Annotated in this window: 17 protein-coding genes; 7 read left to right on the plus strand and 10 right to left on the minus strand. The window is 58.7% G+C overall.

The window, feature by feature from the left end; translation table 11 throughout:
• Window positions 1–8: 8 nt before the first annotated feature.
• Genes atpE through atpD form a run of 5 tightly spaced genes read right to left on the minus strand, consistent with a single transcriptional unit; the run spans window position 9 to window position 3,104 of the window.
• Entirely contained in the window at window positions 9–284 is a 276-nt protein-coding gene (gene atpE, locus LC093_RS02210; protein WP_226661545.1) for an ATP synthase F0 subunit C, read from the minus strand.
• Window positions 277–966, minus strand: coding sequence for a F0F1 ATP synthase subunit A (locus LC093_RS02215; protein WP_226661547.1), 690 nt, complete (start codon window positions 964–966; stop codon window positions 277–279). The genes atpE and LC093_RS02215 overlap by 8 nt, the downstream gene beginning before the upstream one ends.
• A gap of 3 nt (window positions 967–969) precedes the next feature.
• Window positions 970–1,260, minus strand: coding sequence for an AtpZ/AtpI family protein (locus LC093_RS02220; protein WP_226661549.1), 291 nt, complete (start codon window positions 1,258–1,260; stop codon window positions 970–972).
• Window positions 1,261–1,278: 18 nt separating this feature from the next.
• The gene (locus LC093_RS02225; RefSeq protein WP_226661550.1) at window positions 1,279–1,674 is read right to left on the minus strand and encodes a F0F1 ATP synthase subunit epsilon; all 396 of its coding nucleotides are present in this window, start codon (window positions 1,672–1,674) and stop codon (window positions 1,279–1,281) included.
• Between the two features lie 41 nt (window positions 1,675–1,715).
• Window positions 1,716–3,104 (minus strand): F0F1 ATP synthase subunit beta, encoded by a 1,389-nt coding sequence (gene atpD / locus LC093_RS02230; RefSeq protein ID WP_226661553.1) that lies wholly within the window; start codon window positions 3,102–3,104, stop codon window positions 1,716–1,718.
• 133 nt (window positions 3,105–3,237) lie between these two features.
• Between atpD and LC093_RS02235 the strand changes: the two genes are divergently transcribed.
• The 3 genes from LC093_RS02235 to LC093_RS02245 are packed head-to-tail and all read left to right on the plus strand — an operon-like array spanning window position 3,238 to window position 7,565.
• Entirely contained in the window at window positions 3,238–3,969 is a 732-nt protein-coding gene (locus LC093_RS02235; protein WP_226661554.1) for an ABC transporter ATP-binding protein, read from the plus strand.
• A gap of 7 nt (window positions 3,970–3,976) precedes the next feature.
• Window positions 3,977–6,352 carry an ABC transporter permease gene (locus tag LC093_RS02240; RefSeq protein ID WP_226661556.1) on the plus strand — a complete coding sequence of 792 codons (2,376 nt, stop codon included), beginning with the start codon at window positions 3,977–3,979 and terminating at the stop codon, window positions 6,350–6,352.
• A gap of 1 nt (window position 6,353) precedes the next feature.
• Complete coding sequence (locus tag LC093_RS02245) at window positions 6,354–7,565, plus strand: efflux RND transporter periplasmic adaptor subunit (protein WP_226661558.1); 1,212 nt, start codon at window positions 6,354–6,356, stop codon at window positions 7,563–7,565.
• 21 nt (window positions 7,566–7,586) lie between these two features.
• Here the strand turns inward: LC093_RS02245 and LC093_RS02250 are convergent, their stop codons facing one another.
• The 5 genes from LC093_RS02250 to LC093_RS02270 all read right to left on the minus strand — a co-directional run bounded on the left by LC093_RS02250 (window position 7,587) and on the right by LC093_RS02270 (window position 10,265).
• A complete protein-coding gene (locus LC093_RS02250) occupies window positions 7,587–8,216 on the minus strand; it encodes an NAD(P)H-binding protein (protein ID WP_226661560.1) in 630 nt (209 codons plus the stop codon).
• A 20-nt stretch (window positions 8,217–8,236) separates the two neighbouring features.
• Complete coding sequence (locus LC093_RS02255) at window positions 8,237–8,584, minus strand: AzlD domain-containing protein (protein WP_226661562.1); 348 nt, start codon at window positions 8,582–8,584, stop codon at window positions 8,237–8,239.
• Window positions 8,585–8,596: 12 nt separating this feature from the next.
• On the minus strand, window positions 8,597–9,304 hold the full coding sequence (locus LC093_RS02260) for an AzlC family ABC transporter permease (RefSeq protein WP_226661564.1): 708 nt from the start codon (window positions 9,302–9,304) through the stop codon (window positions 8,597–8,599).
• Window positions 9,301–9,831, minus strand: a complete 531-nt coding sequence (locus LC093_RS02265; protein ID WP_226661566.1) for a helix-turn-helix domain-containing protein — start codon at window positions 9,829–9,831, stop codon at window positions 9,301–9,303. The genes LC093_RS02260 and LC093_RS02265 overlap by 4 nt, the downstream gene beginning before the upstream one ends.
• Before the next feature lie 113 nt (window positions 9,832–9,944).
• Window positions 9,945–10,265 carry a YidH family protein gene (locus tag LC093_RS02270; RefSeq protein WP_226661567.1) on the minus strand — a complete coding sequence of 107 codons (321 nt, stop codon included), beginning with the start codon at window positions 10,263–10,265 and terminating at the stop codon, window positions 9,945–9,947.
• 171 nt (window positions 10,266–10,436) lie between these two features.
• Between LC093_RS02270 and LC093_RS02275 the strand changes: the two genes are divergently transcribed.
• The 4 genes from LC093_RS02275 to LC093_RS02290 all read left to right on the plus strand — a co-directional run bounded on the left by LC093_RS02275 (window position 10,437) and on the right by LC093_RS02290 (window position 16,520).
• On the plus strand, window positions 10,437–12,098 hold the full coding sequence (locus LC093_RS02275) for a VRR-NUC domain-containing protein (RefSeq protein WP_226661569.1): 1,662 nt from the start codon (window positions 10,437–10,439) through the stop codon (window positions 12,096–12,098).
• Complete coding sequence (locus LC093_RS02280; protein WP_226661571.1) at window positions 12,098–14,614, plus strand: ATP-dependent DNA helicase; 2,517 nt, start codon at window positions 12,098–12,100, stop codon at window positions 14,612–14,614. The genes LC093_RS02275 and LC093_RS02280 overlap by 1 nt, the downstream gene beginning before the upstream one ends.
• 91 nt (window positions 14,615–14,705) lie before the next feature.
• Entirely contained in the window at window positions 14,706–15,515 is an 810-nt protein-coding gene (locus tag LC093_RS02285; protein WP_226661573.1) for a CLCA_X family protein, read from the plus strand.
• Window positions 15,516–15,665: 150 nt separating this feature from the next.
• Window positions 15,666–16,520 (plus strand): mechanosensitive ion channel family protein, encoded by an 855-nt coding sequence (locus LC093_RS02290; protein ID WP_226661576.1) that lies wholly within the window; start codon window positions 15,666–15,668, stop codon window positions 16,518–16,520.
• The last annotated feature ends 33 nt before the right edge of the window (window positions 16,521–16,553 follow it).

Here is a 16,553-nt window from a genome sequence, read left to right on the forward strand (position 1 = left end):
GTGCCCCGTCAGGATTTGGTTTTGAGCACATATTCCAGCAACGGATTGCGGAACAGTATAATCAGCCCAATCACCAGCACGTAGATCGCCAGTGATTCAATCATGGCGAGACCGATAAACAGGGTGCGCAGGATGGATTTCTCCGCTTCTGGCTGCCGCGCAATGGCCTCCAGCGCACTGCTGATGGCGCGCCCCATCGCAAGGGCGGGCCCCAGCACACCGATGCCCATGCCAATCATCGCCGCGACCGTCGAGAGGGTTGAAAACCAGGACAGTTCATTCATTGCGGGCTTCCTGCCTTATTTGTTGTGATTGCAGTCCACTGGCGATATAGATCAGCGCCAGCATGCCAAAAATATAGGCCTGAACCAGCGCCTCGATTACATGCAGCATCAGTATAGGAACCGGCGCAAGAAAACCTGCGACCAGCAGGATCAGCAAAGCAGCCATTTCCAGGCTCATGATGTTGCCGAACAGGCGCACTGCCAGCGCCAGGGTCCGGGTGATTTCGCTGAGGATATGGAACGGCAGCAACACTGGCGTTGGCACGAGGTAGTGCCGTAAATAGGCTTTCAGGCCCTGGTCGCGAATCCCGAACCAGTGCACTGACAGAAATACCAGTATCGCCAGTGCGGCAGTTGCCGAAAGATCCCGGGTGGGCGAATGCACGCCGGGGATCAGGCCACACAGATTGGCCACCACCAGAAAAATCCACAGCGTGGCGATGTACGGCAGCAACTGCGATACATGGTTTGGTGCCACTGCCCGGATCGCTTCCTCGATGGTAGTGACAATGCCTTCCGCCACGGTTTGTGCCCGTCCGGGACGCAATTGCAGGCGTCGCGTCACCAGCCAGGCCACCAGCGCGAGCAACGCCATGATGACCCAGGTCGTGACGACCGTCGTCGTTACCTGCAGCGGCCCGATCTGGAACAGCACCGGAAACGACAGCTGATCGCTGTTCATACCCTATTCCCTTATCAGCAGATAGACATTCACGGCACCCACCACTACGCCGAGAAAAATCAGGCTCAGGGTCCAGCGGGTGGAGTAACCCTCCACGAATCCATCCAGCCAGCGGCCGAGATAGGCACCGCCCACTACCGGCAATATGAACACCAGCCCGAGGGTGCCGATATAGATGGTCTGGGCTAAAAGCGTTTCCCGTTCGCGCTCGGCTTTTTTCATCCGCTTTGCCTGGCGTTCCACGCGATCGCTCAGTTGTTGATTGCGCTGTTGTTGATCACGATTGTTCACCATCTCGATACCCCTATTCCCCTATTCCCTACTCAGCTCCCACAACCGCCGCAGCATGGATTCCTCCATGCGCGCGAGGCTTTCCTTGGTTTCCACCAGACGCTGCTCTTCGGCCAACAATTGCTGTTGCAGAAGCGTGGAGATCCGCTCGTAGTCGGCGTCGATCAGGAAGCGGCGCGTGAAAATCTGCAAGCGGTTGTCGAGAAAATAAAGCAGCCCTCCCGGTAGTGCCAGGTACTGCCATGGCGTGCTACCGCAGCGAAAGCGCGCGAGGCCAAACAGCAGTGGAGCGATGGTGCGGGTATGGCCGGCGAGAATGCCAAAGCTGCCGGAATTATCCTCGCCCACAAAGCTGGTCACGCCGTCAAAGCGCTGCTGTTCTGTTGCTGACAACAGCTCGAGGGAAAAACGGTTCATTTGCTGGCCTTCACTACTTCATTCTTTTACTACTCATTGTTTTACGAGTTCATAGTCCCGCGCATATAGCAGTCTTCCTCTTCCAACCCGTCGTAATCCCCGCGCAGGAATGCCTCACAGTCATCCAGAGTGTGTTCGAGCGGCACGGAAACCCCGGCAATACCTGTGTGGGAGGCCGTAACCATAAAGGGCTGCGTGAGGTAGCGCTGAAGCTTGCGCGCGCGCATCACCACAAGCCGGTCAGCGGCAGAGAGCTCGCCGATACCGAGCATGGCAATGATGTCTTCCAGTTCGTGATAGCGCGCCAGGTATTCCCGTACCCCTTCCGCCACCGTGTAGTGACGGTCACCCAATGTGTGACGATCCATCAGGCGGCTGGCGGATTGCAGGGGTTCCACCGCCGGATAAATGCCCTTACCGGCCTGCGCCCGGGACAGCACTACCGAGGAATCCAGGTGCCCCAGGATCGCGTCTACCGCCGGATCGGTCATATCATCTGCGGGCACGTAGACTGCCTGTACCGAAGTCACTGCACCCTGTGGGGTGGAGAGAATACGCTCCTGCATCTCCGCCACTTCGCTGATCAGGGTGGGCTGATAGCCAACCGTTGCTGGCATACGCCCGAGCAGGCTGGAGATTTCGCTACCCGCCTGCACAAAGCGGAAAATATTGTCCATCACGAACAACACTTCTTTATGGAGCGAGTCCCGCAGGTATTCCGCATAAGTCAGTGCGGAAAGCCCCACCCGAAAACGTACCCCCGGAGATTCATCCATCTGCCCGAAGCACATCAGCGTCTGCTCCATGACCCCGGCCTCGCGCATCTCGTGCCAGAGTTCATGGCCCTCGCGAATGCGCTCGCCGACACCGGCGAATACCGATACCCCGCTGTGTAATGAAGCCACTGCATGCATGAATTCCATCACCAGCACCGTCTTGCCCACGCCGGCACCACCAAACAGCCCGGTTTTACCGCCCCGCACGAAGGGACACAGCAGGTCGATCACCTTGATTCCGGTTTGCAGAATATCCCCGGTACCCACTGCATCCCACAGCGCCGCCGGAGGCGCATGGATATTGCGAAACTCCTGAGCCTCAAGCGGTGCGCCGCCATCCAGGGGCTCACCGAAAATATTCAGCAAGCGGCCTAGGCATTCCGGCGTGGCGGGCACATGCAGCGGCGCACCGGTATCAAACACTGGCAAGCCGCGACGCAATCCGGCGGTACGGTGCAATGTGATTGCCCGGGCGTGGTGCTGGTCCAGGTGCTGGTGGACTTCAAACAGGTAACTTTCGTGATCAATGGACGCACGCAGCGCCTGGTGCAGTGGCGGTAATGTTTCGCAGCGTATGACAACCACCGGTCCGTGCACTTCCGAGATGGTGCCAATGGGTACACTCTCAACGGTGCCCTCGTCGGTGGTCAGCATGCTTTTTTATTTCATGGTTTCATGTCATAAGTTTCCTTCTAGAATAGAAGCAGTCAGCAACGCTGTAGCCGATTTTCCAGAATTGACGACGTAATTCGCGCCAGCTGGAAAGCCAAAGGATGTGGTGTCCGCCATGAATAATGAAAATCAACCGACCACCAGCCAGGCAGCCATACGCGCCGAGGGCCTGACCAAAACCTACGGCAGTGGCGAATCCACCGTATATGCACTGCGTGGCGTGGATCTGGCGGTACCGCACGGGGAAATGGTGGTATTACTGGGTCCTTCCGGTAGCGGTAAATCCACCCTGCTCAATATTCTCGGTGGACTTGATTCCCCAACTGAAGGCCGGGTGTTTTTCGATAAAGATGAACTCACCGCATTTGACGATCGCCACCTGACACAATTCCGCCGCGAGTATGTCGGCTTCGTGTTCCAGTTCTACAACCTGATCCCCAGCCTGACGGCGCGGGAAAACGTCGCCCTGGTGACCGAAATCGCACACAACCCGATGACGCCGGAACACGCACTTGAGCTGGTGGGACTCGGGAAGCGCATGGATCACTTTCCCGCACAACTGTCCGGCGGCGAGCAACAGCGCGTGGCCATTGCCCGCGCCATTGCCAAACAGCCACGGGTGCTGCTCTGCGATGAACCCACCGGCGCGCTGGACAGTAAGACGGGCATCGTAGTGCTGGAAGCCATCGCGCGGGTAAACCGCGAACTCGGCACCACCACCATGGTCATCACCCACAACGCCGCCATCGCCAATATGGCGGACCGAATTCTCAGCATGGCGGACGGGCAAATACAGAATATCGAGCAAAACGCCCATCCCTGTGCGCCCGCGGAACTGACCTGGTAATCCGCCCGTGCTCGAATTCCTCGCCCCCCTCGACCGCAAGCTGCTGCGCGACCTCTGGGCCATCAAGGGGCAGGCACTGGCCATTGCGGTGGTAATCGGCTGCGGAGTCGGCATGTACCTGATGTCCAAAGGCATGCTGGCGTCCCTCGCCGATACCCGGGCCGCCTATTACGAGCGCTATCGCTTTGCGGATATCTGGGCGCCGGTAAAGCGCGCCCCGGATGCGCTGCTGGAGCAGATTACCGAGCTCCCCGGGGTGCGCCGCGCGGAAACTCGTATCCGCGCCGGCGTTATCCTCGATGTCGAGGGCGCTGCCGCCCCCATCACTGGCGAAATCCAGTCATTGCCCGCGATTCGCGGCCCGCATATCAACGACTTCGTCTTGCGCCAAGGCCGCTACCCGGATCCGTTGCGCGAAGATGAAGTGCTGGCACTGGAAGCCTTTGCCGAAGCCCACCAGCTGGAACCTGGCAACCACCTGTACGCAATCCTTAACGGCACCAAGAAAAAGCTCACCATTACCGGCCTGGTCCTGTCGCCGGAATATGTCTACGCCATTTCCCCTGGTGAAATTGTTCCGGATAAAAAGCGCTTCGGGGTGCTGTGGATGAACCTGGATGCGCTGGCCAATGCGTTCGACCTGGACGGTGCATTTAACGAGGCGGTGCTGCTGGCCTCCCCCGGTGAAAATACCGACGCCCTGCTGGAACAACTGGATCTGCTGCTGAAACGGTACGGTGCCACCAGTGCCTACGGGCGCGATCAGCAGATCTCGGACCAGTTCCTCACCAATGAAATCCAGCAACTGGAAACCATGGGGCGGTTACTGCCCCCCATTTTCCTGCTGGTGGCAGCGTTTCTGCTCAATGTGGTGATTGGCCGGCTGGTGGATACCGAGCGCGAACAGATCGGCCTGTTAAAGGCATTCGGTTATAGCAATGGCGCGGTGGCACAACACTACCTGAAAATGATCGGAGTGATCACGCTGCTTGGGGTTGTTATTGGAATCGTGCTCGGGCTCTGGCTGGGCCACGGGCTCGCGCGCATGTACATGGATTACTTCAAGTTTCCGTTTCTGCTGTTTCGCGCGCCGCCGGAAGTCTATCTTGTGGGCATAGGGTTCAGTCTGGTGGTAGCAGCAGTGGGTACTTTTGGCGCTGTGCTCCGAGTCCTGAGACTGGACCCCGCGGTAGCCATGGTGCCGCCACCACCGCCGGACTACAGCCGCTCCGCGCGCTGGCTGGAGCGTATGACACGGCTGATCGATCAGCCATCGCGCATGATTTTACGCCACCTCTACCGTTGGCCTCGGCGCGCAGCGATGACCACCATCGGCATTGCTATGTCTATGGGGCTGCTGATCGGCTCGAGCTTTTCGCTGGACGCGATGATGTATATGGTGGACGTCAGTTTCAACGTGATCGACCGACAGGATGTGACTGTCAATTTTGTTGAACCGCGCAATGTACGTGCCATCCAGGATGTACTGCACGCACCGGGTGCCATGCACGCAGAACCCTTCCGGGCCATACCGGTGGTGCTGCGCAACGGCACCAACAGCCGTCGTGAAGCGATCATCGGCTTGCAGCCCAATGCGGAACTGAGCCGCGTAGTGGATACCGAACTGCGCCCCGTGCCGCTACCCGGCTACGGTATCGTGCTGTCGGACAAACTCGCTGAATTACTGGATATTCGCGAAGGCGAACTCCTGCGGTTGGAAGTGCGTACCGGGCGTCGCCCGGAACTGGATGTAGAAGTTAGCGGAATTGTAAAAACGTATATGGGCACTGCAGCGTATATGGATCTGGAAGTGATGAACCGGATGTTGAAAGACGATATCGCTATTTCCGGTACTTACCTCCTGGTGGATCCGGATCGCACCGACGAATTTTACCAGGCGCTGAAAAATACCCCTGTGGTGGCGGGTGTGAGCCTCCAGGAACAGGCCCAGGATGCCTTTTATGACACGCTTCAAGAAAGTCTCGGTACATTTGTGTTTTTCAATACCCTATTTGCAGGCCTGATCGCGCTGGGGGTGGTGTACAACAGCGCTCGTATATCGCTTTCTGAACGGGGCCGCGAACTGGCGAGCCTGCGGGTACTGGGGCTGACCCGTGGCGAAGTGTCTTACATACTGCTCGGTGAGCTCGCCCTGCTGACTTTACTCGCCCTTCCGCTGGGCGCCCTGCTCGGCTATTTGCTGGCTTGGACACTGGTGCAGTCATTTAATACCGAATTGTTCCGGATTCCGCTTATTATCAGTCCCTCCACCTACGGTTACGCGGCACTGGTGGTATTGCTCTCCGCTGCCGCGTCAGGCCTACTGGTGCACCGGCGCATCCAGCAGTTGGACCTGATCGCCGTACTCAAAACGCGGGAGTGATATGGGGCGGAAATTTTTCAAACGCATTGTCGGAATCGTATTACTCGCAAGCGTGCTGGGTTTTCTCGCCTACGCATTTATGCCCAAACCGGTTCCCGTGGATATGACGCAGGTCAGCCGCGGTCCCATGCAAGTGGCCGTCGCCGACGAAGGCTACACCCGTGTACACGATGTATTTGTGGTCTCGGCGCCGGTTACCGGTTATCTGTTGCGTATCCAGAGTGAAGTGGGCGATCCCGTCGAAGCCGGCTCCACGATACTCGCCGAGCTGCTCCCCACCCATCCGCAGTTTCTTGACGAACGCAGCCGCAATCAGGCCGAGGCAGCAATTCGCAGCGCCGAGGCGGCACTGAAATTGTCGAAGGCGGAACGCCGCGATGCAGAAGCCCAGCTGGCATTTGCCCAGTCCGATGCAAAACGTGCGCGCAAGCTGGCAGCAAAAGGCCATATCTCCAAAGTGGAACTGGAACGCACCGAACTCGCCCTGGACAGCGCCGAAGCCGCACTGGATACCGCAAGGGCCGCTGAAAATGTCAGCGAGAGCGAGCTGGACAATGCCCGCGCGGCCCTGATCGCGCCGCATCGGGGCAAGCCAAAATTGGACGACGGCAATCTGGTCAACGTCACCGCACCGGTTGGTGGACGAGTTCTACAGCTGTTGCAGGAAAGCGAGCGGGTGGTCCCCGTGGGCACTCCACTACTGGAGATCGGCAACCCGGGACAACTGGAAATTGTCATCGACCTGCTGTCCCGCGATGCCGTCAGGGTGCAGCAAGGAGCACCGGTCGCTATCACCAGTTGGGGAGGCGACAACCCGCTGCATGGGCGCGTACGGCTGGTAGAGCCTTTTGGTTTTACCAAGATCTCGGCACTGGGCATTGAAGAGCAGCGGGTCAATGTCATTGTCGACTTAGCTGATCCAAGGGAAAAATGGTCACGCCTCGGCCACGGCTATCGGGTTGACGCTGCCATAGAAATCTGGCGCGCGGACGATGTGGTACAGGTACCGACCGGTGCCCTGTTTCGTCACCAAAAAAAATGGGCTGTATTCAAAGTGGTGGGCGACCGCGCGGTGCGCACCGAGGTGGAGGTGGGCCACAACAACGGTCGTACTGCGGAAATACTTTCTGGCATCACGCCTGGCGAAACTATTGTGCTGCACCCCAGTGAGCGGATTACCGACGGAATAAAGGTAATAGAGCGAGCGCTTTAGCGGCTTTCCCCGTTGAAGCGTTCAAGCCATTTTTTCTGATTCCACAGTGTGAACACCCGGCTCGCGGGTAAGTACCGCGCCCAAAAGTGCACGAGCAATATTTTCGGCGGGGTTGATTCGCCAGCGTCGAGGCAGTAACGGCCCGATAAAACTTAGACAAAAAATCGCCATACGCTCACCGAAACGAAATTCATCGCGCTGCCCGCCGATCAGCCCCGGACGCACAAACGTCAGTGATTCAAACCCGATCATTTGCAGATCCCGCTCCAATGCACCCTTGGTGCGATTGTAGAAAAAGCGGGAATTGGGATCTGCACCAAGCGCAGAATTCAGTACGTACGTTTTGGCCCCATGGTGACGCGCCAGTTGTGCAATAGCCAGCGGATAATCGTGATCCACCCTTGCAAAGGCCTCTCGGGATCCTGCGGTACGCATGGTGGTGCCCAGCGCACAGATAACGGCATCCACCTGCCACCAGTCGGCGTCTTCCGGTAATTGCTCAAAGTCCAATTCTGGCGAGACAAGTTTCGCATGCGCGGAAAGCGGCCTTCTTACCGGTGCGACTACCTGATCCACCCCTTCGTGCGCCAGCGCCAGGTCGAGTACATGGCGGCCCACCAATCCGGTGGCGCCCACAATCATCAATTTCATTTTTCTATTTCAGCCAAAATTCAAAATGCGGTATTCGCCAGGAGTATCACACCCCCATAGGTTGCAACACCCGCAACGATCGGCCACCCCAGCGATCCCGTACGCCGGGCAACAATCAGGGTTACCAGCACGCCAAGTGCAGTGGCAGTCCAGGAGGCAAGGCTGGCTTTCGCAGGCACCAGCGATACCCCGAACATCGCGGCGATCATAAGTGGCCCGAGCACCCCAAGCCAGATGGGCATGGCGTCCATGGTGTTTTTCGCCTTGCGCCGAACCAGGTGTCGCTGCATCCACACCATTGGCAGCGAGCGCATCAGGAAAGTCCCCACGGCGGTCACGATCAACGCAACCCAGATTCCGCTATCCATTACATATCCCCACTACTTCAGCGCATTCATGCCGAAAAACACGATAGCACCCGCAATCGCGGCCACAGGAATCGCTGCATTGCTCATACCATTCAGTGTGAACAGCAGTGCGACAACAACCGTACTACCCAACGCCATCGACCATACCCAGGAACTAAAGCGCGGCGCCAACAGCACCAGAAACAGCGCAGGCAAGGCAAACGGCATCACCTCGCCGAGTAATGGCCACTGTTGTGTCAGCTCTTTACCCGCGACGGCGCCAAGCGCTGTGCCACCAATCCAGCTGAACCAGGCCAACAGGCTGCCTCCGAAAAACCAGCCAAGTCGATCCTCAGGGGGAAGCTGAGGCAGGCGGGTATGGGCCAATGCGAAGATTTGGTCCGTGAGCCCATGCATCAACCACGGCCACCAGCGGCTGGTAGTCAGCCAGGGCACCAGGTTGGGTCCATAGACCACATGCCGCGCATTGATCAGAAGCGTCATCACGACCACAAACCAAAGCGGTGCGCCCGCAGCAACCATGGCCACAAACAGGAACTGGGAAGCGCCAGCGTAAATCAGTACCGAGATGGCCACCGCTTCCCAGGCGGTGAAACCGGACTGAACGGCAATCAGGCCGAAAGAGATGGCGACCGGAATATAGCCACCCAATAAGGGGATGGATTCGCGTACGCCCAGCAGCCAGGGGCGGCTATTTGGAACACTGGCCTGCTGACTCACAAAACATCTCCCTGTGCCGCGTAGACGATTGTTACCAGCAAGGTGGCCCAGGTTTCCCCCGTGCGATACAGGTGAGGCTGGTCTGCAGGGAAGGTATGACTTTCCCCCGGGCCGAGTAATCGGGTCTCGCCCTCAAGCCCTGCCTCCAGTTCTCCGCTGATCACCATCACAGACTCCTGCGCCCCCGGTGTATGCGTCTCAGCGACGCGCAATATGTGCGGCGCACAAGACATCCAATACACATCGACCTGAGGGGTGTCGCCACCCCGGTCGATCAACCGTACCTGTATCCCCTCTTCTTCTACAGGTGCACTGACCGGTTCTACCAACTGGCTAAATGGCACCTCCAACTGGACCGCGATACGCCAAATGGTATCCAGAGTCGGGTTGCCATTGCCCGCCTCCAGCCGCGACAGGTTGGACTTGGCAATGCCGGCAGCAGCGGCAAGCTGGGAAAGCGACAGGCCGCGCGCCAGACGCAAGCTCTGGAGATGCCGCCCCAGGGTATCGAGAGACAGTTTGTCCAAGGGTGTTCCTTACGTACGTTCATTTGCTCGTTCGATATATGGAACGCTTTATATAGGAACCGTTCCATAAAAGGAACACCCGAAAACAATTCAGCGCTAAATATGCGCTGGCGCTATACGAGATGCAGGGTGAAAAATGCGATGAGAGCAAACATGCTGCACACCAGTGCCAGCAACAGCAGGTCGAAGGGGCGTTCTTCGGCGGTGAATTCCGCCGGGGTATCGATTTCCTTTTGCTTGGTGCGCATCCGCAGATAGGAAAACACAATCACCAGACCACCCGTCACCAGCATGGCAATTTCGGTCCACGGCGATGGTGTCTGGTGCCCCAGGCGTCCGATGGCGAGACCGAAGCCAACCACTGCCGTAGCCGTACGAATCCAGGCGAGAAAGGTCCGCTCGTTGGCGGCGTGCTCCTGGAAATTGCGAATCACCTGCACCTCCTTGCCGGGTAACCTGTTCGATCTCAAAGTCTAGACCCGCTACCAGCAGCCTGAACGGATGGTCGCATTGCGGTTTGTCCAACCCCTGCATGTGCTGTATAACCATACAGCTACAACAAGACGACTGCCTATACGAAAGCGCCTACACAAATCAGTACCGATATGCCCTCACCCACCCCTGTCGAACTGGCCCCCGACTATTACCTGAGCAACTTCCGCGCGCTGCTGGAGTTCGTGGTATCCCGTTACGACGGGCTGCTGTCGGCGGAGGAGCGGGCATTTTTTACGGATTTCCAGGCATTGGCGCCGGATAGCCAGCGACTGTACGTACGATTGCTGTCCCGCAAAGGCGTGCCTTCATCTGCGGGCGCGCTGTTCCGGCAAAACAAACTGGCCTACACAGAAATTGGCGACCTGCCCCATGCAGCGGAACAGCTGGTGGCAGCGGGACTGTTGCAGAGAAATCCCGAACTCCCGCTCGCGGAAATCCTGCCGCTGTTCACGAAAGCCGAACTCTTGCCCCGAAGCCTGTCGCCCCTACCCCAGACCATTAAGCGCCCCGAGCTGGAACAGGCCCTGCTGGAGCAGGCGCTCGATCCCGCTGGCTATTACGCGGGCGAAACAGTACTCGCCGTAAAGGCCGCGGAACATTTTGAAACCTTCAAGCTGTGTTTCTTTGGCAACCTAAATCAGGATCTCACCGATTGGGTGCTGCGGGATCTCGGTCTTTACCAGTACGAGCGCTACCCCCTCGACCGCGAAAACCTGCCATTTCAGAGCCGGGCGCAGATCGAACAACACCTGCGCTATTACGACTGCCTGATGCAGACAGACGAGGCGCTGGACAACGGCCCGGAAGCAATCCGGGCGCTGGCCGCACAGCTCCCAACCACTGATGGTGAAGATGCCACCCTGCACCGGCGCGTAGACAGGCTGCGCCTGAATCTTGCGCGACAACTGGAACGGCTCGACGCTCTTGAAGCCGCCGACAAGCTGTACCGCGAATGCATGCGACCGCCCGCACGGGAACGCCGCGCACGAATTGCCGTCAAACGCGGCGATATCGATTCCGGGCTTGCCCTGTGCCGCGAAATTCTCGCTGCACCACTGAACGAGGCCGAGGCGGTGTTTGCGGAAAGCTTCGGCCATCGCACCGCCAAACGCGCTAAGAAATTAGACGGTTGGGCAGTGCCAGACCGCTACCTGCCGCCAACAGAGACCGTCGCGCTCCCTCCGGCGGACGAGCGCGTGGAATTTATCTCAGCAATGTGGCTCGAAAGCGCACACGGCAGCGAGTGTTTTTACGTGGAAAACACCCTGTTTAATGGCGTGCTTGGACTGTACATATGGGATCTGCTTTTTACCCCGGTTCCCGGCGCGTTCTTCAATCCGTTTCAGATCGCGCCCAGCGATTTCCGCACCCCGGACTTTTATCCGTCGCGCCGCGAGGCATTTGAGCAGCGCCTTGCCGAACTCAATGGTGAGACCCTGGCGGCTCGTGTCTGGCAACATTTCGAAACAAAACAGGGAATCGCCAACCCGCTGGTAGCCTGGGAGGCGCTGTCGCCGGCGCTGCTGGCACACGCGCTCGAACGTATTTCCGCAGACCACTGGCGCGCACTGTTCCGGCGCCTGCTGGCGGACATCAGTAACCACCGCAATGGTCTGCCGGACCTGATCCACTTCCCCGCTGACGGCGGTTATGAGCTGGTGGAAGTCAAAGGCCCCGGCGACCGCCTGCAACAGAACCAGCAACGCTGGCTCAGCTTTTTTGCAAGGCATGGAATCCCGCACCGGGTATTGCATGTCGAGTGGCAACAGTGATGACGGAGAGTCACGACACCGCTGTGGCTCCCCTGCGCCTGTCTGTGGGCGAACTGGTCGCTTTCGCCTGCCGCACCGGCGATCTGGTAACCGACGCCCCCGCCGGTCCCACCGCGCAGGAAGGCATTCGTGCACACCAGAAACTACAGAAGCGCCGTCCGCACGGGAGCGAGGCGGAATACCGGCTGCAAGTGGACTTTCTGCTCGAGGGGCAACCGGTTCAGCTCAGCGGCCGCGTGGATATCCTGCATCCACAGGCAGACCTGCACCAGCCGGCAACGCTCGAAGAGATCAAAACCACTTACTGCCCGCCGCAAAAACTCCCTGAATCCGTGCGGCAGTTACACTGGGCACAGCTAAAAATTTACGGATTCTGCTACCTGCTTGAGCAGTACGCTGATAGCGATGCGTTCAATGACAGTTCTGTCGCATTGCAAATGCTGTGGTACAACCTGAAGGACAAAAAGTCTTACCCGGAACAGCACGAGTTCCGGCGCGAGGAACTGGAAGCCTTCGCCCACAGTGCACTGCGCACCTATATCCAGTGGCATAAGGCCTGGCAGCAACACCGCGCGCGCGTTCAATCATCCGCACAGGCGCTCACCTTTCCCTTCCCGGACTACCGCCCCGGCCAGCGCGAATTGGCCGTTGCCGCCTATCGATGCCTGCGTGACAGCAATGAACTCGTGGTGGAAGCACCCACGGGTATTGGCAAAACGGTCAGTACCCTGTTCCCGGCCATCAAGGCGCTGGCGGAACAGCATGTCGACCAGTTGATTTACCTCACCGCGAAAAACTCCGGACGACAGATGGTGCGGGATACCGCAGCGCGATTGCACGATAACGGGCTCAGTTTGTCACTGCTGGAAATCCAGGCCAAAGACAAGACCTGCGCGTGCCGCACCGGCCTGTGCAGCCGCGATGCCGACGGGATATGTCCACGCACCCAGGGGTTTTTCGACCGCCTGCCGGAGGCTCGATCCCAGCTCCTGGGCAGGTCGCAGCTGACACCGGCTGATATTGGCGACGTGGCCGATAAACACCAGCTGTGCCCCTTTGAACTGTCGTTGCAAATGCTGCCCTGGGCCGATCTGGTGGTATGCGATTTCAATTATGTCTTCGACCCACTGGTGCGCATGCAGAGCCTGCACGACGACAGCCGGCGTCGGGCACTGCTGGTGGATGAAGCCCACAACCTGAGTGACCGCGCGCGGGATATGTACAGTGCTGCATTGACGCGCAGTGACAGCCGGCGGGCCGCCGCGGCCTGTAAGGGTTATCCCTCACTGAAACGGAGCATCCAGTCGCTGGTACGCGCGCTGGATCAATGGGTAAACGAGCGTAACGAGGGAGAGCGCTTTGCCTCCCCCGCAGCTACGGGCAAGGCCGACGTCTGGGTTACACCGCTTTCGGTTAAGGAATCCGACGAAAAACCGGCGAATGACACCGGCACAATAGAACAACCCACCGGGTTTAACCCCGATGCCCTCACCCAGGCCGCCCATAAAGTAATGGCGGTCATCAGCCAGTTATCGGACCAATCCATAGCCCCGCCGGACGAAATCCGCGAGTGGCTGAATGGGCTCTATCGCTATCTCACCATCGAGGGCCTGCTGGGCAATCAGCACCGCTGCCTGACCCGCCGGGAAAATCCGGATGCGCCCTGGCAGGAACAACAGTTGAAGCTGCTTTGCCTCAGTGCCGCCGACTACCTGCACCAGTGCTATCGACAGTTTCACGGCGTAATCCTGTTTTCGGCCACATTGCGCCCACCGGGCTATGTCTATCGGCAACTGGGGCTCGAGGCACACGTGCCCTACCTGTCGCTGCCGTCGCCATTCAAGGCCGAACAAATGGGCGTGTACCTGTGTTCATATGTGGACACCCGCTACCGGGCACGGGAGCGCGCAACCGATGCACTGGTGGACCTGATCGCCCGGGTCTACCAAAGCCGCCCCGGCAACTACCTGGTGTTCTTCCCTTCCTACCGGTTCCTGCAACAGGTGCTGGAACACTTTGCCCAGCAACATCCGGGGGTTCCCGTGATCGAGCAACAATCCGGCGCCAGTGAGCAGGCGCGGGCGGACTTTCTTGAGGCATTCAGCGAGAATCGCCAGACCCTCGGCTTTGCCATTATGGGTGGTGTCTTCGGCGAGGGAATCGATTATGTCGGTGAACAGCTGATCGGCACCATCGTGGTGGGTGTCGGCCTGCCGCAGGTCAATGAGGAGCAGGAACTGCTAAGGCTTGCCTGCGAATCTGACTCAGCACCAGGAAGCCGCCGCGGATTTGATGTCGCGTACCGCTACCCGGGACTGACCCGGGTACTGCAAACCGCCGGGCGGGTGATCCGCACAGAATCGGACCGCGGGGTGGTGATCCTGGCGGATACGCGATTCACCGATCCGTTTTATCGCCCGCTGTATCCCGCACACTGGCCGTTGCAGACCTGTGCTAGCGGCACCGACCTGTCTCGGGCGCTACAACAGTTCTGGGATACTGGTTCGAGCCCATAGAGACCCGGGACATCCCCTTGTTGCACCGCGAGCAGCTGTATTAACATCCAGCTTCGCTTTCACTTCCCAGCTCGATACCCCAGCCTGATTTATGGTCTCCAAACGACAGTTTTACCGCCGCGGCCCCGTGCAGCGCGACCGGGACACCGTCACTTTCGTCGACGTACGCAGAAAGTTCGGTTTCCGCTCCATCAGTGTTGGCCGCTGGGTAACCGAGGTGGAACGCGACCGGGCCGCCGGGTTGTTCTATGACGCCCTGGCAGACCTGATGTCCATTCTGCGCGGCCCGGAAATCCTCATCTCCCTGCGCGAAACACTCTCGTTCCAGTACGGTATTGGCGGGCGTGCCGGCACGATGGCGTTTTACGAACCCGCGTCGCGGACATTTTCCCTGGCCAAGAACGCCGGCCCCGGCTCCATTGCCCATGAGTGGTTTCACGCGCTGGATCACTACCTCGCCGACAAGGTATTCAGCGACGTGAGCGGGCGCGTGTACGCCTCGGAAGCCTGGCTGCGCGACGCGACACCAATACCACACCCGCTCAATGATCGCCTGTTCGCCTGCTTCAGGGCCATCATGTTGGATGAAACCGGCGAAAACCCCAGTGAGCTCTTCCGCGTGTCCTGTGCCGCGGACAAGGCCAATGGTTGCGTGTACTTCAGCGACCCGGCGGAAATCAGCGCGCGCGCCTTTGAAGCCTTCGTGCAGGACGCCAGTATCAGCAACAACTTCCTGGTGTCCGGCACCAAGGCAACGGAGGAAGCGCGCCTGGGGCTTTACCCATCGGGCGCCCACCGGCAACGTATCAATGCCGCATTCAGTGAATACTTTTCACTGCTCGGGCGTGCGCTGCACGCACAAAACACGCCGTCCGCAATCGCTCAGCCAGAACCTCGCTGAACGGCGCCGCGGGATAACCGGCCATCAAGGTCAGCGGAACGCAAAATCCGCCAGCGAATTGGTGAATGCGGGTTCATTTAGCGCTCCAATCCGACTATGCTTGCCACGCCCGGAAATGCCGCATCGCCGGTCTTCACTGCTGGATTGTTCATGCCCACCGATTTACTGACCAAACTCATCGAAAACAAATTCGTCATCAGCCTTTTGGCGGTGGCCGCCATTCTGCTCGTGCGCTTTATCCTGACCACGCTGTTTCGGAAATCGAGCTGGCCGCGTCAGGACATCCGTCGCCGTATTCACACAGTGCACAACGTCGGCAACCTCGTGGTTGTCATTGCATTGTTTGCGATCTGGATGCCGGAGCTGCGCAATTTTGCCCTGTCGATTGCGGCGTTTTCCGTCGCTATCGTGGTCGCCCTGCGCGACGCGGTGCAGTGCCTGGTGGGTGGTATATACCAGGCCAGCATGCGCTCGTTCACGATTGGGGATTGGGTAAAGATCGGGGACCAGTTCGGCGAAGTCATCGACAACAACTGGCTGAGTACCACTCTGCTTGAGATTGATCCGCACGGGCTCGGCAACGGCTACACCGGAACCACCCTGTATGTGCCCAACAGCGTGTTCTTCTCACAGCCGGTAAAAAATCTCAACTTCATGCGCCGCTATATCGAGCATACCTTCTCGATCGTGCGCGAAAGCAAAGGTGCCAACCCGTTCAAGGCCAAGGCCTATATCACCGAGCGAGTGCTTGAGTACTGTGATTCGTTTAAGGACGTTGCCGAGCGCTACTGCAAGCTGATCGAGCACCGCATGGGTGTTGAGCTGGCTGGCACCGAGCCGAAAATCAGTATTACGACCAGCGATATCGGGCACGATGTGTTGACGGTTACCCTGTTCTGCCCACGAGAAGAAGCGACCTCTATCGAACAGCGGGTGACGGAAGACTATTACAATTTCTGGTACGGACGGCCTGAGCAAAGCACTGCCCAGACGACCGAAGCCTGAGACTAAAGGTCTCGACCACAGACGCAGGCAAGT

Source organism: Microbulbifer aggregans, from assembly GCF_020524005.1.
GTDB lineage: Bacteria > Pseudomonadota > Gammaproteobacteria > Pseudomonadales > Cellvibrionaceae > Microbulbifer > Microbulbifer aggregans_A.